At 66.0% G+C, this 22705-nt stretch carries 22 protein-coding genes and 1 tRNA gene; 4 read left to right on the plus strand and 19 right to left on the minus strand.

The genetic code is table 11. The features are described from left to right. Positions 1 to 241 precede the first annotated feature (241 nt). Positions 242 to 1573: a hypothetical protein gene (locus FJZ36_08515; GenBank protein ID MBM3214943.1), complete on the plus strand. Its 1332-nt coding sequence runs from the start codon at positions 242 to 244 to the stop codon at positions 1571 to 1573. On the opposite strand, the gene FJZ36_08520 is transcribed toward FJZ36_08515, so the two are convergent. The 6 genes from FJZ36_08520 to FJZ36_08545 form a co-directional block, all read right to left on the minus strand. Beyond that, positions 1545 to 2243: a class I SAM-dependent methyltransferase gene (locus FJZ36_08520; protein MBM3214944.1), complete on the minus strand. Its 699-nt coding sequence runs from the start codon at positions 2241 to 2243 to the stop codon at positions 1545 to 1547. The two genes, FJZ36_08515 and FJZ36_08520, sit on opposite strands and share 29 nt — an antisense overlap. Further along, positions 2240 to 3577: a glycosyltransferase family 4 protein gene (locus tag FJZ36_08525; protein ID MBM3214945.1), complete on the minus strand. Its 1338-nt coding sequence runs from the start codon at positions 3575 to 3577 to the stop codon at positions 2240 to 2242. The genes FJZ36_08520 and FJZ36_08525 overlap by 4 nt, the downstream gene beginning before the upstream one ends. Beyond that, the gene (locus FJZ36_08530) at positions 3417 to 5192 is read right to left on the minus strand and encodes a M20 family metallopeptidase (protein MBM3214946.1); all 1776 of its coding nucleotides are present in this window, start codon (positions 5190 to 5192) and stop codon (positions 3417 to 3419) included. Before FJZ36_08530 ends, FJZ36_08525 begins: the two co-directional genes overlap by 161 nt. Beyond that, positions 4649 to 5743, minus strand: coding sequence for a Gfo/Idh/MocA family oxidoreductase (locus tag FJZ36_08535; GenBank protein MBM3214947.1), 1095 nt, complete (start codon positions 5741 to 5743; stop codon positions 4649 to 4651). The genes FJZ36_08530 and FJZ36_08535 overlap by 544 nt, the downstream gene beginning before the upstream one ends. A 129-nt stretch (positions 5744 to 5872) precedes the next feature. Continuing rightward, positions 5873 to 6682 (minus strand): hypothetical protein, encoded by an 810-nt coding sequence (locus FJZ36_08540; GenBank protein MBM3214948.1) that lies wholly within the window; start codon positions 6680 to 6682, stop codon positions 5873 to 5875. 103 nt (positions 6683 to 6785) lie between these two features. Beyond that, the gene (locus tag FJZ36_08545) at positions 6786 to 7571 is read right to left on the minus strand and encodes an HAD family phosphatase (protein ID MBM3214949.1); all 786 of its coding nucleotides are present in this window, start codon (positions 7569 to 7571) and stop codon (positions 6786 to 6788) included. A gap of 83 nt (positions 7572 to 7654) precedes the next feature. On the opposite strand from FJZ36_08545, the gene FJZ36_08550 reads away from it, so the two are divergent. Beyond that, a complete protein-coding gene (locus tag FJZ36_08550) occupies positions 7655 to 8593 on the plus strand; it encodes a metal-dependent transcriptional regulator (protein MBM3214950.1) in 939 nt (312 codons plus the stop codon). 17 nt (positions 8594 to 8610) lie between these two features. Further along, a complete protein-coding gene (gene feoB / locus FJZ36_08555) occupies positions 8611 to 10797 on the plus strand; it encodes a ferrous iron transport protein B (GenBank protein MBM3214951.1) in 2187 nt (728 codons plus the stop codon). Between the two features lie 15 nt (positions 10798 to 10812). Here feoB and FJZ36_08560 read toward each other — a convergent pair whose 3' ends face one another. The 4 genes from FJZ36_08560 to FJZ36_08575 form a co-directional block, all read right to left on the minus strand. After that, positions 10813 to 11184 (minus strand): hypothetical protein, encoded by a 372-nt coding sequence (locus FJZ36_08560; GenBank protein ID MBM3214952.1) that lies wholly within the window; start codon positions 11182 to 11184, stop codon positions 10813 to 10815. Between the two features lie 70 nt (positions 11185 to 11254). Continuing rightward, the gene (locus FJZ36_08565) at positions 11255 to 11602 is read right to left on the minus strand and encodes a hypothetical protein (protein ID MBM3214953.1); all 348 of its coding nucleotides are present in this window, start codon (positions 11600 to 11602) and stop codon (positions 11255 to 11257) included. Next, the gene (locus tag FJZ36_08570; GenBank protein ID MBM3214954.1) at positions 11603 to 12919 is read right to left on the minus strand and encodes a hypothetical protein; all 1317 of its coding nucleotides are present in this window, start codon (positions 12917 to 12919) and stop codon (positions 11603 to 11605) included. Positions 12920 to 12935: 16 nt separating this feature from the next. After that, entirely contained in the window at positions 12936 to 13298 is a 363-nt protein-coding gene (locus FJZ36_08575; GenBank protein ID MBM3214955.1) for a cupin domain-containing protein, read from the minus strand. Positions 13299 to 13423: 125 nt separating this feature from the next. On the opposite strand from FJZ36_08575, the gene FJZ36_08580 reads away from it, so the two are divergent. Further along, on the plus strand, positions 13424 to 14344 hold the full coding sequence (locus FJZ36_08580) for an alkaline phosphatase (protein ID MBM3214956.1): 921 nt from the start codon (positions 13424 to 13426) through the stop codon (positions 14342 to 14344). Positions 14345 to 14390: 46 nt separating this feature from the next. On the opposite strand, the gene hoxU is transcribed toward FJZ36_08580, so the two are convergent. The 9 genes from hoxU to ispE form a co-directional block, all read right to left on the minus strand. Continuing rightward, positions 14391 to 15107 (minus strand): bidirectional hydrogenase complex protein HoxU, encoded by a 717-nt coding sequence (gene hoxU, locus FJZ36_08585; protein ID MBM3214957.1) that lies wholly within the window; start codon positions 15105 to 15107, stop codon positions 14391 to 14393. Between the two features lie 30 nt (positions 15108 to 15137). Further along, positions 15138 to 16781: an NADH-quinone oxidoreductase subunit NuoF gene (gene nuoF / locus FJZ36_08590; GenBank protein MBM3214958.1), complete on the minus strand. Its 1644-nt coding sequence runs from the start codon at positions 16779 to 16781 to the stop codon at positions 15138 to 15140. Continuing rightward, positions 16759 to 17301, minus strand: a complete 543-nt coding sequence (locus FJZ36_08595; protein ID MBM3214959.1) for an NAD(P)H-dependent oxidoreductase subunit E — start codon at positions 17299 to 17301, stop codon at positions 16759 to 16761. The genes nuoF and FJZ36_08595 overlap by 23 nt, the downstream gene beginning before the upstream one ends. A 663-nt stretch (positions 17302 to 17964) precedes the next feature. Beyond that, positions 17965 to 18555 (minus strand): aminoacyl-tRNA hydrolase, encoded by a 591-nt coding sequence (locus FJZ36_08600; protein MBM3214960.1) that lies wholly within the window; start codon positions 18553 to 18555, stop codon positions 17965 to 17967. Positions 18556 to 18584: 29 nt separating this feature from the next. After that, complete coding sequence (locus tag FJZ36_08605) at positions 18585 to 19190, minus strand: GerMN domain-containing protein (protein MBM3214961.1); 606 nt, start codon at positions 19188 to 19190, stop codon at positions 18585 to 18587. Positions 19191 to 19203: 13 nt separating this feature from the next. Next, positions 19204 to 20427 (minus strand): N-acetylmuramoyl-L-alanine amidase, encoded by a 1224-nt coding sequence (locus FJZ36_08610; GenBank protein ID MBM3214962.1) that lies wholly within the window; start codon positions 20425 to 20427, stop codon positions 19204 to 19206. A gap of 43 nt (positions 20428 to 20470) precedes the next feature. Then, complete coding sequence (locus FJZ36_08615; protein MBM3214963.1) at positions 20471 to 21115, minus strand: 50S ribosomal protein L25; 645 nt, start codon at positions 21113 to 21115, stop codon at positions 20471 to 20473. Positions 21116 to 21159: 44 nt separating this feature from the next. Next, positions 21160 to 21234: transfer RNA gene (locus FJZ36_08620), tRNA-Gln, on the minus strand. Then, complete coding sequence (gene ispE / locus FJZ36_08625; protein ID MBM3214964.1) at positions 21225 to 22445, minus strand: 4-(cytidine 5'-diphospho)-2-C-methyl-D-erythritol kinase; 1221 nt, start codon at positions 22443 to 22445, stop codon at positions 21225 to 21227. Before ispE ends, FJZ36_08620 begins: the two co-directional genes overlap by 10 nt. Positions 22446 to 22705: the final 260 nt, after the last annotated feature.

The following is a 22705-nucleotide window of genomic DNA, read 5'->3' on the forward strand; positions in this document are numbered from 1 at the left end:
GTCGGGGCGACGCTGCCCGCAGGATGCCGTGAAGAACCCGTCACACAAGCGTCTCATCTTCGGCGAAAATCCCCCGGACGAACGGCGCGAGGTCGGACACGCGGAGAACATCCTGTAGCATGGTCAGAACTCCATCCAGAGACCGTGATTCTGACCCACATTCTAACCGGTTCTCGTATGTCACAACTTAGGAAATGAGGTCAGAAACCCGGATGTGGCACGGCTCTGCGGGACGCCGCGTATGACCCAAACCATTGCCGCCGTCGCCCTGCCTGCGATGGCGCTATCACTCGGATGGGGCATTCGTGGTCAGTACGGCGGCAGGCACGGCGCGATGGTCGCCGGAGCCCTGGTCGGACTGGCTCTGGCATGGATCACGGAGAGCTCCGGTGCCTGGGGCATCGCCTGCATCGCGGCGGTCGCCATGTCCGCCGGCGGCGTCATGACCTATGGGCAGACCATCGGGTTGACGCAGAACCCGGACAGCGTCGGGCTCTACTGGAAGGGCATGTTCGGGCTCGCCCTCAAAGGCTCCGCCTGGATCGGCTCGGCGGCGCTGTGGATGGGCATCGCGTCTGGATACGCCCGGTACGACCTGCACGAGCTCGTCGGTCTCGGCATTGGGCAGTTCCTCGTCGGTCTCGCAGGCGTCGGACTCCTGAACCGCCCTCACGACCCGCCGAAGCGTCTCCCGCGCATCTACTTCTCGAATGCCAACGATCTCCGACCGCGCGTCGAGTGGTGGGGCGGCATGTGGTCGGGTCTGCTGCTCCTCGCCTTCTACGTTGGCGTGGTGAAGCGCGACCTGTTCGCCCTGGGCATGGGCGCGTTCGGCATGGCGGGAGGCTTCGGGTTCCCGCTGGGGCAGAGCATCCAAGCATGGGCTCAGCATCGGTCGCAGGCTGGTCGTCCGGTTGGCAGGTGGGTCGATTGGTGGAAGGTCATGGAGCTCACCTTCGGGGCGTCGGCGGGCGCCGCTATCGGGCTCGGATGGCTGCTGTTGACGGCGCGCGGCTTCGAGACGGGTCGCCATCCCCTTCCGTCCGTCCCGACGTGGGGATTCGTCGCCCTCGCGTCGGTCTACGCCGCCGTCTACATCGCTTCGCTGTTGCGTGTCACGCCGCTGAACGTCGGGCTTTCGGCTCCCTACGCCGAAGCGATGTTGCTGCTGCCGCTCGTCGCAGGGGCTCATGCCCCGCCGTTCCTGCTCGGGTTGGTGCTGTCGAGCATCGCGTCGATCCGGAACGCTCGTCGGTTCTACGCGGACGGCATCGTTCGCGCTCGCCTAGCCAGTGCCATCGCGGTCTCGGGCACGATCTTGGGAGCCGGGCTCGGGTGGGTCGTATGCCGCGATGACCTGACGCGCTGGTTCCTGTTCGTCGTCTGGTTCCAGACGCTTTCGACGGTGACGTGGAGCGGAATGAGAGCTTTGGTGAACCCGGATCGAGACTCGGACGCCCAGCGCGGGAGACTCCGTGCGACGGTGAGAACCTGGGGAACCGGGCTCCCCGTCGAGTGCGTCCTCGTCGCCCTCGCCGCTGCCGTTACGTTGTGGGTGGTCGCTGTGCAATGACGTAGACGGCGCTGGCGATCTGATGCGAATCGCGTCGTCGCGCCAGCCAGAGGTCGAGCAACAGGAGCGGCGCGGTCGCCCACCCGACCAGCCAGGCGACGACCTTCGCGATCCACAGGTTCCCGAACGACACGACCAGTCCGACCCACTCGCGCAAGACCCAGTGCAGCGATGCCGTCGGTCCGACGCACACGCCGGATTCGCCGACATCGAACGCGGCGAACAAAGCCTCGAATCCGGCGAGCGTCCAGCGCTGGTAGTCCGCCGGCGAGGCGTGGAATCCTTGCAGGAAAGGCACGGCGGCGCAGACGATGCCTCCTGGCAGGAGCGCCCGGCGTATCTCGTCCACAACCGCCGCCGGGTCTCTGACGTGTTCCAACACCGCTTCGATGATCACGAGTTCCAGGGACGAATCGGCGAAGGGCAGCCTGTGGCAGTCACCGACAACGTCCGTGCCCGGCATCGGGACGATCTCCAGGTTCCACACATGCGGGGCGCGTTTCCGCTCGCCGGCTCCCACGTCGGCGACGCGAGCCAGGGGACCCGCCTCGCGGATCAGCCGCGCGACCCGTCGATCCCATACGGGCGCCGCATAGGGACACGAGGCGACGGCATACAGCCACCGATGCTTCTTCACCCATCGCTTGAACCGTACGAACGCCGCGCTCATCGGCGCCCTCCGCCTCGCGCCGCGTCCTGGAGCAGCTCCAGGTACGAGTCGGCGATGCTCGACCACGAGTAGCGCTCGACCCGCTGGCGACTCGCAACGCCGAATGCGGCGCGACTCGCAGGATTAGCGATGAGCTCCTCTAGCCGTTGAGCCAGCGCCTCGTGGTCGCCGACGGCGAAGCGATACCCGTTGGAGCCGTCCTCAACCAGTTCCTGCATGCCCTGGACGTCGGTCGCGACAATCGGCAAGCCCGTCGCCATCGCCTCCAGCACGACGAGAGGCATGCCTTCCGCGTGAGACGTGAGCGCGTAGATGTCGGCAGCCGCGTATCGCGCAGGCAGATCGGCATAGGAGACGGTTCCTGCGAATCGGACCCGATGACCCACTCCCAACGTCTCCGCCAACCGTTCAAGCGACTGCCTCTCGGGCCCGTCTCCGACGATCTCGACTTCGAAGCCCGTGCGCCCGCGCTGCTCCAGGGCTGCGGTGGCGCGGATCAGAGCGTCGAACCCCTTGCGAGGGATCAGCCTGCCGATGCCGAGGATGCGCGCGGGCCCCTCGCTGCGGTGCTCCTTGGGCGTGAACGCCTCCAGATCGACGCCGTCCGGGATGACGGCGACCGATGCGGTCGGATCGGTGGCGCGGGCGAGGTCACGCAGTCCGTCGCTGCACGCGACGACGTGCGACGCCTCGCGCCAGATGGCTCGGATCGCCGGTTTCAGCAGGACGTACAGATAGCGGTAGTAAGGAGGCTCCGGGTTCGGTCGCGGCACGTCCCTGCCGCCGAGAAACACGACGTACGGTAGCCCCGTCCTTCGCCGGAGCCAGTACGCCCCGACGCCGGAAGGTATCCCGAAGAAGGCGTGCACCGCGTCGTATGGCGCGTCGCGGTGGTGTTTCGCCGCCGCGATGGACGAGCTCACGCAGTAGGAGAGCATCTCGTGGACTTGGGCGACGTTCGTACTCCGGCGCATCGCGCGGACGCGCACGATGCGGTAGCCGTCGCGTTCCTCGTCGCTGGGCAGGTCATGGTACGCCGAGGTGAGCACATCTACCTGGTGACCGCGTCGGGCGTACTCGCGGGCGAGGCGTTCGGTCACGCGACCGCCGCCGCCGCCCAGGGGCGGGAACTCGTAGTTGAGCAGCAGAAGCCGCACGACGGTAGGGCCCCGCTCAGTGCATACTGAAGTAGGCGACAGCCGCCGCGAGGAACATCCTCGTGCGCTCGACCATGTCCGGCAGCGCGATGGACTCCAAGTCCGAGTGAGCGCCGACGGCTCTGGGTCCGAACCAGAGCGCGGGAACGCCGCCTTCGCGCGTCCAGGTCGCCGCATCGCCCACCGAGGCGAAGCCCTCGATGCGCGGCTCAGAGCCCCGGACGAGTCGGAACGATTCGGACGCAGCGGCGACGATGGGGCTGGCGTCAGGAACCCGGTAGCCCTCGCGGACGAGCTGCCACTCGACGGCGACGTGGACACCCGTCTCCGATCCGACGGATCGGACGATCTCCCCGAACTCCGCCTGGACGTCCTCGAACGACCGCTCAGGATGCCATCGCCGCGTGCCGACGATCTGGGCGCGATTCGGGAACCGGTTGTAGAAGTCTCCGCCGTGGGCTTCGCCGACGAAGATGGTCTCCGGCTGCAACAGTACGTGGCTCCGCTCCGCCAGGCGGGCCCGAAACGCCTCGATGCGCGCCAACAGATGCCCTGCCGCGAAGAGCGGATGCGGCGTCCCGGGAGGCGTCGCGTTCTCGTGCTGGACGTCGCCATCGCGGGTCAGCACCGCTCGGAAGATCGCCATGCCTCGACCGGCGACGGCGAGGAAGTCGTGCGGACCCTCGGCGATCAGCGCGGCGTCGCCGATATCCCCGGCGCGGATCATCTCGCGAACGTCCTGTCCGTACCCGAAGGGCGCTTCGTGCCATCCGTGTGTCGTGACGAGAAGCCGTCCAGGATACGGGAAGCCGACCTCGGCGAAGACGCGCGCCGCCTCGGCGATGACGGCGAGTCCGCCCTTCATGTCGGCAGCGCCGCGTCCGTAGAGCGTCTCGCCGTGGATGCGCGGCGGCGGGTGCGGCAACGGTTCCACGCGCTCAGAGCCGTCGAAGCCGGGGACGACATGGGCGATGGTGTCGATGTGCCCATCGAACTGGAGGGTCGGGCCCGCCCTGGTTCCCTCCAGTGTGGCAGCCAGATTCGGCGCGTTCGGAAGAGGATCGGTGAGCCGGACGCGGAGACCGGCATCGGACAGGAGACCGGCATAGTGCTCCGTCGCGGCGCGCGTGTCGCCGGTCGGGCTGGGTATGTTGACGAGCTCCCACGCCATTCGCAGGAGCCGATCCGGTTGGATGGCGGCTTCGAGCCGTCGCAGGCAATCGCTGTCGAGCGCGGTCATGCCTGGCGCTATTTCAGGAGCGGCAGCTTCACGGGCTGCCCTGTCCGGTAGCACTCTTGAGCCGCGAACGCGATCTCGTGCGTGTGGATCGCGTCGTTCAGATTGCAGTGCGACTCGCGTCCCGCAAGGATGCACTCGACGAAGTGATCCATCTGACCCTGGAACGGGTGGTGCGTGACGTCGGCGCTGTCCGGCAGGATCGTCGGGATCGTGACCCAGCTCTTCTGCCCCGGGAACTTGTGCGACCAGACGCGGTTGTCCTTCACGGTTCCCTTGTTGCCGAAGATCTCCAGCGGGAACGTGTACGGCATGATCGCCCCGTAGTTCACCGACACCTTGCCGATGGCTCCGTTGTCGAACTTGACGATGGCGACCTCGAAGTCCTCGTATTCCAACGGCGGGGCGTTCTCGACCCACTTCCCGGCGAGGTAGTCGTACTCGCGGTTCAAGCCTTTGCGCCAGCCGCCACAATAGGCGAACACCTCGGTCGCCTTCGCCGCCTCGAACTGACCGGCTCCCGCGAACCAGCGGATCGCGTCGATGGCGTGGCATCCGCCCGTGACGAACGCGCTGACGCCGGTTGTCTTCTTGCGGGCATCCTCGTAGCCCGTCCACCAACTGGCGATGTCGTGCTGGTAATCCGCCTCGACGGCGTAGACCTTGCCGAGGGCGTCATCGGCGATCATCGCCTTTAGCGTCTCGAAGAGCGGGTTCCACCGCAGCACGAAGCTGACGATGGTCCGCACGCCCGCCTTGTGCACGGCGTCGCGCATCGCGCGGATCTCGTCGATGCCGTTCGCGATGGGCTTTTCGATGACCACGTGCTTGCCAGCGTTCGCTGCCGCGATTGTGTTGGCGGCGTGGTGCTGCTGCGGCGTGCACACGCAGACGATATCGACACCGTCGTGCTTGAGCGCCGCGTCGAAGTCGTCGTACACGCCGGCGTCCCTCAACCCCGCCTCCTCGACGCGCGCCCGAGCGCTCGACAGGCGACGGCTCGACACCGCAACGACGCGCGTGTGCGGATTCCCCTCGAATGCCTTGATGTGCTGTGTCGAGACCCAACCCGCTCCGTGGACGAGCACGCCTAGCGACTTCGACATGGACTTCCCTCCCTAGCGCATCGAACTCGACCGCGCCCGAACCGATTATCGGAATCCATCGGCCACACGTCAAGGCGCGAAGCGGCTCCAGCGAACTCCTTGCGCCGGTTGCCGACGTTGGCATCGTCGTTAGCGGCTGGTCTTCAGCTTGCCCCATTTCGTCGCTGCCTTGCCGGACGGGTCCACAGACAAGTACGCGGAACCGCTGGCGAGGTACTCGATCACGTTGGTCGTCACTTTGCCCAGCGTTGCGAGGTCCTTGTTGTCGTCCGTGAAGTGGGGAAGTCGCCAGCCCATCCCGAACACCTTGCCGGCTTTCGACGTCCACTCGACGAACGCGCCCACTTCGTCGGCCCAGTCCTTGCCGGTCTCCCAGCAGTTGCCGATGGTCACGGCATCGACGAACTTGCGCGACCAGTAGTCCGAGCTCTTCGGGTACCCAAGCGACGTGACCTGGATCTTCTCGCCGACCTTCCGGTTGAACCCCTTCCAGATGGGGTGGTTCAGCGTATCGTCACGGATGACGACGGCGGCTGCTTGTCCGTCGTTCCCGGGCCCATAGATGCGCGGCACGCCGGTCTCGACGCCGAGCGGACTGGCGAGCATCTCCGCCGCCGCCGAGAGGAGCACCGCCCCGCCGCTGTCCACGTACGACTTCAGAGCCTTCTTGCCAGCGTCCGACAGCAGCGGATTCGGGTCGGTGTCGCCGTCGTGCCACCAGACGACCGCGTGGTTCGTCAGAGCGGCTTTAGCCAGATCGTTCGGATGAATCACCGTGACGGCGTAGTTCGCCTTCGCGTACTTGAGAGCGCCCTTGTTGTGCGCTCCAAAGGAACCCTCGTCACCGACGAACCCGACCGTGATCTTCTGCGCCGCAGCACTGAGCGAAATGGACGCCGCCAGCGCCGCGACGATGCACGCAAGCGCGTTTCGTCGCATCGTTCGTCTCCTTCAGGTATGACACGAGCACCCGAGTCGAAGGGCAGACGACCCATGGCGTCTCAGCCGTATAGCGGCTGGGACACCGGCGTGTCAAGTGAGCTCACGCGTCCAGCCAGCCACGAGAAAGCACCTCGTCGGCGCTCTGAAGGACGGCGTACGCATCGCTGAGGTTGTGCGACCGCGTGTACTCATTGGGAACCGCGATTGCGCGCTCGATGCCAGCCCGTCGCGCGCTCGCGATACCCGACGCCGAGTCCTCCAGCACAAGGCATTCTACGGGTCGGACGCCCAACAGCCGGGCGCACTCCAAGTAGATGTCAGGAGCCGGCTTACGAGCCGCTATCGTCGGATCGTCGCCGCAGACGATCGCGTCGAACCATTCCCCGGGCGCATCCTCCCACCACATCGAGCGGAACACCTGCGCCAGCGAGGTCTCCACGAACCGACGGATGGAGCTGGAGCCCACCGCCATGCGCAGCCCTCGCTCGCGGCACCCCTTGAGAAGCCCAGCGATCCCCGGCATCGGTTCCACCGCCGACCGATTGAGGATGTCTACGTAAACATCCGCTCGCTCCTCGATCAGCGTTCTGGCGTCCACGTTCAGACCGAACGCGTCGATGACCTCGCGCGCGTTCTCCAAGTCGGACTTGCCCACAAACGACGCGTGCATCTCCTCGTAGATCGTGACGCGCTGCGAGCTGTACCGTTGTGACACCTCCTCGAACGCCTGCTTCTGCAGGGTCTCCGTGTCGGCAAGCAAGCCATCGAGATCGAACAGGACGGCGCGGACCGGCGGCAAGCGTGACTCCAACGTACGATCCCCACGTGTAGTCGGCGTTTCGGCAGGCGACCATCCGAGCGTATCCGTTCGCGCGCTCGCGTTCAACCCGACCGTACACCATCGGTTGCACCGCGTGGTGTCAGCGAGCTATCATTTAGCACAGGCTAAATAATCCCGGGAGGTAGCCGATGGCACTCTTCAGATCGCGCAGGCGTCAGGAACGCGTCCGGCGCGTCCTCGTCGAGGACACGCTCAAGCACGTGCTCAGCGGCATGGATCAGGATCGACTCGCCACCGCCAAATCACTCGCAGGGCACCTCCAGACATCGCACCAGGAAGCGCTCGAGCTCGTCGCCGACATGGAGCAGCACCGCCTGCTCTCAGTCTCGTCCGCCGGTCTGCGGTTGACGGAGGAAGGCGAAGAGTGGGCGCTGCGCATCGTGCGCGCCCATCGCCTGTGGGAACGCTACCTCGCCGACGAGATCGGCAAGCCGGCGACGGCGCTCCACCGGGAGGCGGATCGCGCGGAGCATCGACTGAGCCCGGACGGCGTCGAATCGCTCGACGCCTTCCTTGGATACCCGCGCGAAGACCCGCACGGCGACCCGATCCCCGCCGCGCCGGGCGATCGCATGCAGCATGACTCGACCTCGTTGAGCGAGTGGGAAGCCGGGGTTCCGGCGCGCGTCGTTCACGTCGAGGATGAGCCGGCGTCCACCTTCCTGGAACTCACAAGAGCCGGGGTCCGCCCTGGCATGACCATCGAGGTGCGCGAATCCGGTTCAGCCGATATCACGCTGAACGACGGATCGAACGACATCGTCGTCTCGCGTGCCGCCGCCAGCCGCGTCGGCGTGGAGGCGGTGAGGCGACACGCAGACGACATGCCGCTGTCGCACCTGCGGCTGGGAGAGAAGGGGCGCGTGACGCGGTTGGACGAGCAATGTCGCGGCATGTCTCGCCGCCGACTCCTCGATCTGGGTATCGTCCCCGGAACCATTGTGGAATGCGCCCTATCCAGCATGTTCAGCGATCCCTGCGCCTATCGCGTGCGTGGGTCGATGATCGCTCTGCGGCGTGACCAGAGCGAGCGCATCCGCGTTGTACGCGAAAGCCGTTCGATCTGATGGCAAGGGAGGTCAAGATGCAGCGATCGGTCCCTGAAGGCGCGCCGACTGCGCACGGAGCACAGGAGTCATTCCTTCAGATCGCTCCGCCGCTCGGGGCGGAAGACTACACCATCACGCTGGCAGGCAACCCGAACACCGGCAAGAGCACGGTCTTCAACGCCCTCACGGGGCTCAAACAGCACACCGGCAACTGGGCGGGCAAGACCGTCGCTCGCGCCGAAGGTACACTCCGACACGGCGGGAAACGGTTCCGGTTGGTGGACCTGCCCGGCACCTACTCGCTGCTGTCCACTTCGGTCGATGAAGAGATCGCGCGCGACTTCATCCTCTTCGGACAGCCGGATTGCACGGTCGTCGTCGTCGACGCGACTGTTCTCGAGCGGAACCTGAACCTCGTCCTCCAAGTACTCGAAATCACGGATCGCGCTGTCGTGTGCGTCAACCTGATGGACGAAGCCCGCGCCAAGGGCATCGAGGTGGATGTCGATGCGCTGGCGGACGCATTGGGGGTTCCCGCGGTTGCCACGTCCGCGCTGCACGGTGAGGGACTTCCCGAACTGATGGACGCCGTGCTGGGTGTCGCCTCTGGCGAGGTGCGCCCGCACCCCAAGCGCATCGAATCGGCGGAGCCCGTCGCAGCAGGGATCGACGACCTGACCTCGCATGTCGCGCAGGCGTTTCCGAAGCTCTCCTGTCCCCGTTGGGTGGCGATGCGGCTCCTCGACGGCGACCCCAAGATGCGGGAGGCGGTCGCGACGGGTCAGTTGGCGCTCCTCGGCGACAGCCCGGCAGCCGTTCCCGTCGAAGCGCCGCCTCAGTCAATCGAGGCTGGTAGGACGGTCATCGAGTGCGCCTCCGAAGTGCAACGCTCCTTCCCGCCGGAGTACCGCGACCACATCGTCGAGAGCATCTACGCCCATGTGGAACGCATCGTCGCCGCTTGCGTGCGCTACACCGCGAGCCGCCGGCAGCGGTATGGCGATCTGCTGGACCGCATCATCACGTCACCGGTGTTCGGCTTGCCGATCATGGGTGTCGCGCTCGCCGTCGTGTTCTGGGTGACCATCGCCGGGGCGAACGTGCCCTCGCAGATGATCGCGACCGCGTTGTTCGCCGCTGGCGACTGGGGCTCCCAGTGGTTCGCCTCGATGGGGTCGCCTGCGTGGCTCACCGGCTTCATCTGGGACGGCGCGTATAAGGCGCTCGCATGGGTCGTCGCCGTCATGCTGCCGCCGATGGCGATCTTCTTCCCTCTGTTCACGCTTCTCGAGGACTTCGGCATCCTACCCAGGATCGCCTTCAATCTGGACAAGGCCTTCCAGAAGGTGGGAGCCCATGGCAAGCAAGCGTTGACGATGTGCATGGGGTTCGGCTGCAACGCCGCCGGAGTGACCGCGTGCCGCGTCATCGATTCCCCCCGCGAGCGGCTCATCGCGATCCTCACGAACAACTTCGTGCCCTGCAACGGGCGGTTCCCAACGCTCATCATGCTCGCGACGATCTTCGTCGCTGCGTCGTTCCCACCCGTGCTGGCGTCCGTCGCGGCGGCGGGGACGGTCATGCTCGTCGTCGTCCTAGGAATCGGCATGACGCTGTTGGTATCTTGGGCGCTTTCGCGAACGGTGCTGAAGGGAGAGGCGAGCCACTTCACGCTCGAACTGCCGTCGTACCGACGCCCGAAGATACTACAGACACTCTACACGTCGCTCATCGACCGCACGCTGTTCGTCCTCTACCGCGCCGTCGTCATGGCGATTCCAGCGGGCATGGTCATCTGGCTGCTCGGAGCCATCGCCGTGGGCGGGGAGTCGCTGACAGCCATCGTATCGCGAGCCCTGGATCCGTTTGGCAACGCGCTCGGACTGGACGGGGTCATCATCCTCGCGTACATCGTCGCGATCCCGGCGAACGAGATCATCGTCCCGACGATGCTGATGGCGTACTTGGGCGCGTCGACGATGCTGGAGCTCGACAGTCTCGACGAACTGAGGGCGGTGTTGATCGACGGTCACGGCTGGACGCTGTTGACCGCCATCTGCCTGATGCTGTTCTCGCTCCTCCACAACCCCTGTTCAACGACGATCTGGACGATCTGGAAGGAGACTCGGAGCGCGAAATGGACGACGGTCGGGGCGTTGCTGCCGCTGGCGATCGCCATTGCCGTCACGTTCGGCGTCGCGACGATCGCCAGGGTGTTCTGAGAGCGGGTTCAGCGCCTAGTTGTTCTTGGCGCCCTGGTTGATCCAGTCGCGGAAGAGTTGCTGGGTGCGCTCCGGCAGCGCGGCGGAGCCCTTCGGCATCTTGGGCTGGGGACCGGAGATCATCTCGTAGAGGTGGCTCGAATCCGCATCGCCCGGTACAACGTGCTCGATCACTTCCTCGTAGGAAGCCAGTTTGACCCCGTCGGCAGCCCGTTCGCCCGTGTGGCATCGCACGCACTTGGTCGCGAGAACCGGCGCGATGAATGCCGAGAACGAGACCTCTTGAACTGCCTCTGCCGGGGAAGCCGCCACCGGAGCTTTCGATCCGCCGCCGCAACCGAGGGCAGCCGCCAGCGAAGCGGCAGCGCCCACCACGCCTAGCTTCATGGATGATCCTCCTGAAGTGCGTCGTCACCTTCAAAGGTCTGTCGGCAGCGGAGATATGCCGCCGACCGAGTCACCGGACTGTCTGTGAGGAGCCGTCTGCCGGCTCCTCACCTACCGACCCCTCACCGTCCAGTTCCCAGCAGAACAGTAGCACCTCGGCGATCAGGTCGTTCAGCTTTCGCGGCACGTTCTCCGCCACATCGACCGTCGAAAGGAAGTCCACCAGGTCTGGATCGCTGTGGATGTCCCACCCACTGGATTCCGCGATGCGCAAGAGCTTGTCCGACGGTCGTTCGCCATTGGATGCCTCGCCGCCGTCTCGCAGCCGGACGACCTTCGGCTTCGCGTCGCTCGAAGTCAGTTGTGCGAATGCGTCTGACGCGCGATCAGTCCATTTGGTTGGGGGTTTGGGAGACATTCACGCCTCCAAGTCGACCGAGCCCGCGCTGCTCAACGACAGACGAGCGACAACCGGCTCCTGCCGCTTCCCCGCAACCATGCATCCGAACGCCTGCACCGTGTACCCGATGTCGCCCAGCCGCGAAACGAGCGTCCCGATCCGGCTCTGCGCAAACTGCCTGCCGTCGGTCGTCTCTGTCTCGAGCCGCCCGGTGATAGATCCATCGCGGATCGCCATGCGCACGCGCACAACCCCCCATCGCTGCGTCCGAACGGCGAACTCGATGTCTGTGTTGTCCGCTTCGGTCTCCTCGCCGGGGCTCCGCGACCGATGGCGAACCTCCAGCGTGAGCGGGCGAGGGATGCCAGCCCAGTAGGCGTAGTGCAGGTAGAGGTTGGGCAAGGACGATGGAGCCAGTCGGGCGAGCAGTTGGAGAGCGTCCAACTGCCGCAGCAAGCCGTCGATGTTCCCGGCTAGCGCCGCAAGGGTCGTCGAGCCCGCAGGGCCCGCCGCTCCCAGAGCCGCGCCCAGTTCCGCGCGGGCAGCCCAAAGCAGCGATTTGAGCGATTCCGCCGAGGGGTTGTCGCCCTGGACCGCCCTCTCGACGCCCAACCCCAGTGCCGCGAGGAACCGCTGCGTCTGCTCAGCGACGTTGCCCGCGTTCGGATCGACCACGATCCCCGTCAGAAACGCGGCAAGCGTCCGAGCCGCCTCACCTCGTTCCCCGAGGATCGGAGTAGCAGCAGCCAGGTTCCCCTGAAGCGAGGCGAGTCCATCTCCCAACGGCGGTATCGGTTCTGCCAGCGCTGCCAGAGCATCGAGCGAAGACGGGGACAGCGGAACGCCCAGCGAACGCGCCAAGACCGCGATATCGGGCGGGATGCTGGGATTGCCGCTGGCAGCGTTCAGGATTTCGACCAGGTTCGCCGGGGTCATCGGCACGCCGGCGCGCGCCATCAGCGCGACCACTTCGAGGTTCGCGCGCGTGGTCGGCACGCCGATCCGGTCGAGGAGATCGACCGCCTGTTCGAGCGATCCGCCCGGCTGGAGGAGCCGCATCAGAACCTGGTCGCCAATCGCCGTCACCTCGGCGCGAACCGTCGCGCCGCGCTCCATCGGCGTCTGAGACTCGGCGACCACGTTGAAGTCGAGGAATCGTACGATGGATCGCCCTTCGTCGACGTTTTCGAGCACGCGACCGGCGAGGAGATCACCGACCGCGATCCGCGCGCGGAACTCCTCGATGCTGCGCGGGGAGACGACAAGGCGCGTCGCCGACGACGAGCTCCGTATCGACTCCGCGCCCTGAGATGATGTGACGCGATCCGTCTTCATGCCGCGTGCCGCCACCTCAGCCTTCGAGGAACACCGTCTCCCGGTTCGGAGCTGAGTAGGCGATGACCATCATCACGGGCTCCCACCCCGTGTTCATCGCCTTGTGGACGACGCCGCGTGGTATCCGCAGCGACGAACCGACTTCGAGCGCGAAGGATTCGTCTCCCAGGCGATGGTCGCACTGCCCTGCGAGGACGAAGATGACCTCCTCGCAGTTGGGATGGTAGTGCAACGGGTTCGACTCGCCGGGGTCGATGTAGACGACGCCGAAGGTCATCTCGGCGTCGGGGTCCAGCGCCTGGGAGCTGAGCCATCGGATGCGCCCCCACGGGAAGTCGTCGCCGGTCGCGGTGCGCGTGTTGATCGGTCTTGGGTTCATGGGCATCGTGCTTACCTAAGATCGTGGCGATTGCATGGGACGGGTTCGGCAATTATAGTCAGTCGGCATGGGGCGGACAATGCGTTCCCAGACTGGGATCATTCGGTTCCGCCCGATGGAACAGGATGTGGTTCGCCGAAATGGACTGCAAGAACCGACCTCCCGAGGCACGGTACACGCGTCGTGACTGGCTCCGGCTGGCGGGGTCGTTTGGCGCTGCGCTCGGAGTGGCGCGCGGAATGAAGGCAGACAACCAACAGCCCGTGGTGTTCGGACTGGTGGCGGACACCCACTACGCCGACCGCGACCCGGCGCACAGCCGCCACTACCGCGACTCTCTCCCCAAGATGCAGGACGCCGTCGAGGCGATCCGACGGTGCGGACCCGCGTTCTGCGTCCATTTGGGCGATGTCGTCGACAAGGGATCGACGGTGGAAGAAGAGCTCGCCTTCTTGGCGACGATCCGAGCCGCGATGTCGGAAGTCGGCGTGAGGTGGCATCGGGTTCTTGGGAACCACGACGTCGCCGCACTGTCGAAGCGACGATTCCTCGATGCGTGCGAGGCGAAGGCGTCGCGTTACTCGTTCGATCACGGCGGCGCGCACTTCGTCGTGCTGGACGCCTGCCACAATGCCGATGGGTCGGACTACGACGCCGGCAACTTCGACTGGACGCAGACGTTCATCCCGCAGGACCAGTTGCGTTGGCTCTCGGAAGACCTCGCAGCGACCGAGAACCCGACGTTCGTCTTCGTCCACCAACGCCTGGACGATGACGGCGGAGCCCACGGCGTCAAGAACGCCCCGGACGTGCGCGACGTGCTCCAGGCGTCCGGGCACGTGCGCGCCGTGTTCCAGGGACACGACCACCGGGGAGCGCGGTCGCGCATCGGCGGAATCGACTACTACACGATGCGCGCGCAGGTCGAAGGGCCCGGCAGAGACAACAACGCGTTCTCGGTCGTTCGCATCGGAGCCGATGGCGTCGTGTCGACGACGGGCTACGGACGGCAGGAGGCGTACGATCAGCCGTCCGAAGACGGCTGATTGTACGCAGAGCGTGTCGTATCTTGGCAGGCGCGGTTGCCCATGACTAACGGACCCACTCCCGCGTCTTGCGTGCCGTGACGACGAACGCCAGACGCGAGCGATCCTTTTCGAGCTCGCCGACGGTCGCCCCCTGGGAGAAGAGAGCGCCGGTTGGACAGGCTGTGACGCACTTCCCACAAGCCGTGCACGTCGCCGAATCGCCCCAGGGAGCCGACAGATCGGTGACGACGTGGCTTGCGATGCCGCGCCCGCCGATGTCCCAGGTGTGCGCCCCCTCCACCTCGTCGCATACGCGGACGCAACGAGCGCACAGAATGCAGCGGTTCGGATCGGCTCCATAGCGCTTGTGGGACAGGTCCATCGTGAACTTCGGGTAGAGATACTCGACCCGGACGTGGTCGACGCCCGCCTGAATCGCCCGATCCTGCAGCTCGCAGTGACCGTTGGCGACGCAGACTGAGCAGACGTGGTTCCGCTCGGAAAGCATCAGCTCGATCATCAGCTTGCGATGCCGACGCAGGCGCTCCGTGTCGGTGCGCACGACCATGCCCTCCGTGACACGCGTCGTGCACGCCGCGAAGAGCTTCGGAGATCCCTCGATCTCCACGAGGCACAGCCGACACGCGCCAATGTCGGCGATGCCCTCGAAGTGGCACAGCGTCGGGATCGCGATCCCGGCGTCATGGGCTGCATGGAGGATCGTGTCGTCGTCCCCGGCGCTCACGAGCCGGTCGTCGATCGTCAGAGTGACGGCTATCACGTGATACTCCTTCTGATGCGGCGACCGGCGCTACGCCGGACGACCGACAACAGCGGGCTCGCGGATGAGTCCGCGCGACGCCCCGATAGACGCCATACCCGCCTCGTACTCCTCGCGGAAGTACCGCAACGTGCTCAGAACGGGGTTCGGAGCGTTCTGCCCCAACCCGCACAGGCTGGCGCTCCGCAGCAGGTCGCACAGCTCCTCCAGCAGCACGAGATCGCTCTCGGTCGCCTCGCGGGCGACGAAGCGCTCCAGCAGCCGGTAGATCTGAGCGGTTCCCACGCGGCACGGAACGCACTTCCCGCAGGACTCATCCGCGCAGAACTCCATGAAGAACCGCGCGAGATCGACCATGTCCGTGCTATCGTCGAGAACCACCATGCCGCCCGACCCCATGATGGAGCCCAGCGCCGCGAGCGATTCGTAGTCCACCGACACGTCGATTTCGCTTGCGGGCACACAGCCGCCGGATGACCCGCCCGTCTGAACCGCCTTGAGCGCGCGCCCATTCGGGACGCCGTCGCCCATGTCCTCGACGATGGTTCGGAGCGTCGTCCCCATGGGCACTTCGATGAGCCCCGTATGGCGCACGTGACCCGTCAGCGAGAACACCTTGGTGCCCTTGCTCTTGTCCGTCCCGATGGCGGCGTACCAGCCACCCCCGCGTTTCAGGATCGGCGGGATGTTGGCGAACGTCTCGACGTTGTTGATGAGAGTCGGCTTGCCCCAGAGCCCGGCTTCGGCGGGGTACGGCGGTCTGGGTCTCGGCGTCCCGCGCTGTCCCTGAATCGACGCCATCAGCGCCGTCTCCTCGCCGCACACGAACGCTCCCGCGCCGATCCGAAGATCGATCCGGAAGTCGAACGGCGAGTCGAAGATGCGCGATCCGAGCAGTCCGAGCCGGTCCGCCTGCTGGATGGCGACCTGCAGCCGGTCGTAGGCGAGGGGATACTCGCCGCGCACGTAGATATAGCCCTGGTTCGCCCCGACGGCGTACGCGGCAATCGCCATGCCTTCGAGGATCCGGTGCGGATCGCTCTCCATGACGGCGCGATCCATGAACGCGCCTGGATCGCCTTCGTCGGCGTTGCAGACGACGCATTTCCAGTCGGCTTGGGTCTTCGCGACGGTCGCCCATTTGAGCCCGGTGGGGAACCCGGCTCCTCCGCGTCCCCGCAGCCCGCTCCGGCTCACTTCGTCTACGACCTCTGCAGGCGACATCTCCCGCAGGACGTGGTAGAGCGTCTCGTAGCCGCCCTCGGCGACGTAGGATTCGATCCGCTCCGGATCGACCTTGCCCGAGTTCTCGAGGACGATCGGATACTGGAGGGTGAAGAAGGGGTGGGATAGGTCCGCCCGTTCGGCTGTCGATGTGCCGCCATCGACGGCGGCGACGATCGATTGGACGTCCTCGGGCGTGACGCGTTGGTACATGACGCCTTGGGGTTCGACTCGCACGAGGGGCCCGGCGCTGCACAAGCCCAAGCACCCGACGCCCTGCACCTCGATCGAGTCCTGACGTCCGGCGGCGGCGACAGCGGATCGGAGCGCAACCCGCACTTGGCGTGATCTGGCTGCCTCGCACCCCATCGCCGCACAGCAACGGATCGTGTTCGGCTTTCGGCTGTGGCGTTCGCGTTCCGCGATGCTATGGAGCCCGCTCAGATCCATCGTCTAGCCACCCTTTCACACGCTTGACGGCGGACGCCGTCGTCTCGTAGCTGATGGCGACTCCGTCGTAGTAGACAACGGGCGCCATCCCGCAGGTGCCCGGACAGCGAACCAGTTGCAGGGAGATTCGTCCATCGGCGGTGGTCTCGCCGGCTCGAATCCCCATCGCGCGTTCCAGTCCTTCGAGAAGCCGACGAGCGCCCTTCACGCTGCACGTGGTGCCCATGCACACGTCGCACGTGTGTCGCCCCTTCGGCGCCAGCGAAAACATGTGGTAGAACGTCGCCACACCGAAGACGTAGCTCGACGGGAGCCGCATCCTCCGAGCGACGAAGTCCAGCAACTCTCCTCCCAGGAACCCGAACCGGACCTGGGCGCTGTTCAGGATCTCGATCAGGGAGTCGGGCTTGCCCTGATGCCTCTTGATCACCGCGTCAAGCGGCTCGAACCGTTCGTCACCAGCTCGTACCGGCGCAGGCGCTGACGGGTGAACGGAGGCTGGTGGCACATGAATCGTCATTTGGCATGATCCCTTTTGGGTCTGAGTGGTCTCCTACCCTCTGCGCGCCGGTTCCATACGACAGCGTGCAGTCTCAACGAGAATGCCGATAGGGAACGCCGTCGCCCCGCTCTTGGAAGCGACCGCGCGTTCAGGAAGTCGTTCTGGTGAGTGCGACGGGTGCGTCGAATCCGCGCTCGCGACGTGCCGCGACGTGCCGCGACGTGCGCGCCGATCAGCGAGCGGGTTGGCTGCGCCTAAGCGCTACCGGAAAGCCTGCCTGATGACAACCACAGATGAGCCGCGTCCTGCGCCAGTCCGACCGACGGCGGGTCATGGACGCGTTCTGCTGATCCCCAGCGAGAGCCGGGAGACCAGCCATGCACCCCAGGTTGCTGGACCGAACCTCGAAGCCGTGGTGTTCCTGCGAGCGGTATGGAACGGCATCGCCAGCGGCGAGGCAACACGCCCCAACACCGCCGTTAATCGGTACATTGCCCATGGTAGGAGGGCGTCAAGGGCGAGAAGCCACGCGGCAATACATCCGCACTGGGCTACTGGTCTGTCAGGTTGATGCTTGGGAGAACCAACCCCGCCCTGACCCTCCCCCATTCAAGGAGGGATAATGCCTCCTCCCCCGCGAAGCGTGGGGAAGATTGAGGTGGGGGGAGGTTCCACGAATCCTCATCGTGACAGACACAACTCCGCCGGAACGACGCTGCCGTTGAACTGACTCATCGCCAACTCGACGCCGTCGGTCAGAGCGCGTTCCAGCGCGTCCGCCGCGCGCTCGACAAGGCGCGCGACCGTCTCACGCTCGTCGGGACGGAATCGGCTCAGCACGAAGTCGCGGTCGTCCGAAGCGCCGTGTCCTCTGCCGATCCCCAATCGTATGCGCGGGAATACGTCCGAGCCGAGGCTGGCGATGATCGACTTCATCCCGTTGTGTCCGCCGTCGCTCCCGGACGGACGAAGGCGCAGCGTGCCCAGATCCAGGTTGAAGTCGTCGTAGATCACCCACACTGAGTCCGCATCGAGGTAGGACTCCCGCGCCACGCCCTTCACGGCGTCGCCGCTGCGGTTCATGTAGGTCAGGGGCTTCACCAATGCGGCAGCCCGCTCCGAGACGCGAGCAGGGATGATGAGAGATTGATGCTTGGACCGGGGGATGCCCGTGGCGTGCCGCTTCGCGAGGAGGTCGATCACACGGAACCCGATGTTGTGCCGCGTATCCTGATACTCGCGCCCGGGGTTGCCGAGCCCGACCACGACGATCTCGATCCGAGCCAAGGGATCGCCTCCGGTCAGGGCAGATCAGCGAAGTACGCGACCGAGAGGGGCATATCGACGGCGATGTGCCCGCCGAGTGATACCACCGGGGAACCGTCGACGAGGAGTTGGAGCTCGACAACCCGAGGCAGGTTCGCCTCGATGGTTCGCGCGATGCCCGAAATCGCCTCGACCTCGGAGGCGGAGCCCGGCGCGAAGCCGCGCACAGCGTCCTCCGATAAATCGACGTAAGCTCTTCCGTCACCGTCTACGAAGGCAGACAGAACGCGCGTCCGTCGCGGAAAGAGGGTCTGACCCCGCTCGCTCCCCTGCACCCAGGCGTCCAGCACGACGCGCAACCGTCGCGCATCGTCCGGCGGCAACTGGATCGTTCGCTCCTCGCGAGTCCATCCACCCTCGCCGTTGGGGTAGACCAGCTCGACAGACCGCCGCCGCACCCCGACGCCGAGGAACTCGCCCTCCTCGTCGCCTTCGACGACGCTCTCGTCCGTGTCGGTGACGCGATCGCGCATCAGGCTGGGGAAGACGAGCCACGCGAGCAGCCCGGCGACGATCAACACGCCGGCGCCGATGCCCCACGCGACTGGAGAACCGATGATGCGCCGACATCGACTGCCCATCACGCATTCTCCCCTATGGGTGGAACCTCGCGACCCCAGACCAGATCGCCTCGGCAGCGCGGTCGAGCGTCGCGCTCATCCGCCACACGTCGGCTTCCTTGGGATTCGAGAGGAACGCCAGTTCGAGATGAACCGCCGGGAGATGAGCCCGCCGCAACGTCGCCAACGGGAGCTCTATGGGGCGCCCGCCCTCGAATCCGGCGGCGCTCAGAGCCGCCTCGATGAGCTCCGCCGCCCGGCGACTCGCGTCGACGAAGGCGCGCTGGATCGGCGTGCGGCTTCGGTTCCCACCGGACGCGCTCGCCGCCGACGGGTTATCGATCAGAATGCGGAACCCGGACTTCTCGCTCTGGTACGACGCGTTGAAGTGCAGCGCCACGTAGACGCTGGCATTGGCAGAAGCCGCAACGGCGCTCCGCGCCTCTGCCGACACGCGTTCGTCGGTGGTTCTGACCATCGCCACACGCGCGCCGACGGATTGCGCCAGGCGCTGCAGGCGCATCGCAAGCTCCAGCGTGAGCTGTTTCTCGACCAGCCCGTTCATCTGCACGCCGGCGTCGGGTCCGCCATGTCCGGCATCGATTGCGACGACCAGCTCAGACCATGCGGGCGTGGCGATTGGCGTCGCTCTGTACGGCGAATCCCCGCCGACGAGCTCTGGACTGGCTGGCGGAGGGGGAGGTCCGCTGGCGACCGACGGGTCGCTGCCGGCGGGAGCCGTCGGGCTGGAGGATGCGCCAACCGACACGGCGATCTGCCCAGCCTCAGACCGATAGGTGATCGCCACGCCGGTCACGCCCGGAATCACCTCCGTGAAGAACCCGATCGGCAACCAGAACGAGCCGTTCTGCTCGCGGAGCGGGCCTGCGAGCCGGAACTGCTTGTCCCCGCTTCCCCGGACGCCTTGGGTTCCCGCGACGACGCGCAGGATCGTCGTGTCGTCCTCATACTCGACCTGCACCGTCAGCGTCTTGGTTGGAACCGTGTAACGGTGACGCGCTCGGATGGGCACCACTTCGCCGTCGAACACGGCGCTCAAGGCGTCGACCGGCAAATAGGTTGTGCCTTCGACCCGAAGGTACCTCGACTCGCCCAGAGAGGCTCCCGTCGCGTCCACGAAGGACAGCGTCTGACCGTGAGCCGACCGACTAGCGGACAGCAGGACGAGCACGACGCAAATGGCGAAAGCCCCAAGCCAATGCGAACGCATCGGATGGGGCTTCGACTTCGCAGCCATGGATAGGCTCGCTGTCTCCAGCGCGGCTTCGCGGAACCCAGCGCTACTCGTCGTCCTCAGCAGCACCGCGCCTGCCGACGACTTCGGGTTCAGAGCTCTCTTCAGCGCCTTCTTCAACCGCAGTCTCGACCGTCTCGACGCGCGGCGTGGCAACTGTGACGAGCACGGTATCGGGATCGGTCAGGACGGTGATCGTATCCGGCACTTCCAGATCGCGGACGTGAACCGACGCCCCCATTCCGAGCTGGGAGATGTCGATGTGGATACCCTCTGGAATGTTCGCCGGGAGAGCGCGGATGTGGAGGGTGCGTGACAGGAACTCGAGGATTCCGCCCTCGTCGACGCCGGGCGCTTCGCCTTCGAGCGTCAGGTTCACATCCATGGTGATCTCCGTATCCATGCGGACGCGGAGGAAGTCCGCGTGGAGCAGCTCGCGGCGGAAAGAGTTCCGCTGGAGCTCTCGGAGAACCACGGGAGTGTCGGTTCCATCGAGGTGCAAGGCGATCAGTGCGTGTTCCGCGTGGCTCATGAGAAGCTGGTGCAGGTCGCGCGAGTCGATCTGAATCGGCGTCGTCGAGCCACCCGAACCATAGAGCACACCGGGAACCTTGCCTGCGCGACGAGCGCGGCGAGCGGCAGCGGAACCGTGAGCCGTACGGTGTTCCGCGTCGAGTCGAACCTGCTGCATGTCGGTCTCCAACTAGATCGCAGTCAGAACGTTGCCAGCGTCAATGGCTGGCCGGGGAGGATTCGAACCTCCGAATGGTGGATCCAAAGTCCACTGCCTTACCGCTTGGCTACCGGCCATCAGTGTCTGCCGTCGCCGACGGCGCGGCAGCGGAGGAACCATCCGCGGGGCTGGCATCGACGATTCCCACACCGCAGGAAACGAGTGCCGCAGGCTCCACGAACGCGAACCGGCTGCGCAGCGCGCGATAGGCAGCGTCCCGCGCCGACGCATCCAGGAACACCCCGAAGACCGTGGCGCCCGAGCCCGACATCATCGCGGTCGCGCCCGAAGAGCGCAGACCAGCGAGTGCGTCGCCGATCTCCGGGTACGCTGCCGCCACGACATCCTGGAAGCGGTTGTAGGCGAGAGCCATCACCGCCGATACCGGTTCGCTAGACGGCTTGCCGCACGCCTCGCCGCACGGGGGACGCGGCTGAATCGTAGCACTCGCTCCCCCGTCCGTCAAAGCGAATCCCGTCTCGGCGGACTCGCCGACCGAGATCGCGAGAGCGCGATACGCCCATCCCGTGTCGATGCGCACGCCGGGATTGACCAGCAGCACGGGTGTACCGGCGGCTGGCTCGACACGCACGAGCTCGGTTCCGGTTCCGTAGCCCCAAGCAGCGCCGCCGGCGATACAGAACGGCACATCGGCGCCGAGCTCTGCGCCAAGGCGCTGCAGGTCGCCCAGGCTGTGCCGTTGGCCGGTCAGCCGGTCCAGCGCGACCAGCGTCGCGGCGGCGTCGGCGCTGCCGCCTCCCAGCCCGCCGCCTATCGGGATGCGCTTCGTGATCCGAACGACGACTCCGACCCGGAGACCGGCAAGTCCCAGAAACGCCTCAGCCGCCCTAGCCGCCAGATTGGTGCGGTCGCACGGAACATCGGGATGGTCACACTCGATCACGACGCCCTCAGTGTTCGGATGCACCTCGACGACTAGGCGGTCTGCGAGGCTGACGGAATGGAACAGCGTCTTGATCTCGTGGTAGCCACTCGGCAGGCGACGAAGCACGTCGAGATAGAGGTTCAGCTTGGCGAACGCATCAACGGTGAGCTGCGCCGTCACGGGACGACCTGAACCTTCGCGCCCGGTGGGAACTCCATCTCGAACGAGGCGTCCGCGATCTCCGTGTTCGCTTGGGCGTCGGTCACGCGGAATCGCATCCGCATGCCGTCTCCCGGACGCTCGATGATGACGTCCATCGGGCGCAGGATGCCGTCGGTCTCGCGGTAGTCGTCGAACACGGTCCGTTGAGCGACGACACCGGCGGAATCCCGAATCGTCCATGACCGGACGATGGGCTCCGCGTCGAGCATGCCGATCGTGATTTCGTCGACGAGACCGACTCGCCCGGAAGGTCGTGTCACGACGATATCGTCGCCGCGACGCTCGGAACGCAGGTTGATCGTGTCGCCCTGGAACGGGTCCGCCAGAAACGCGCTGCGGACGTCATCGACTCGGATGTCCAATCGGAAGATGCGCCGGAGGATGTCGTCCGTGAGCGGAGCGTCGATCCCCTCGTACTCGCGCACCCAGAGCATCTTGAG

The sequence above is a fragment of the Candidatus Poribacteria bacterium genome (assembly GCA_016866785.1).
Classification (GTDB): domain Bacteria; phylum Poribacteria; class WGA-4E.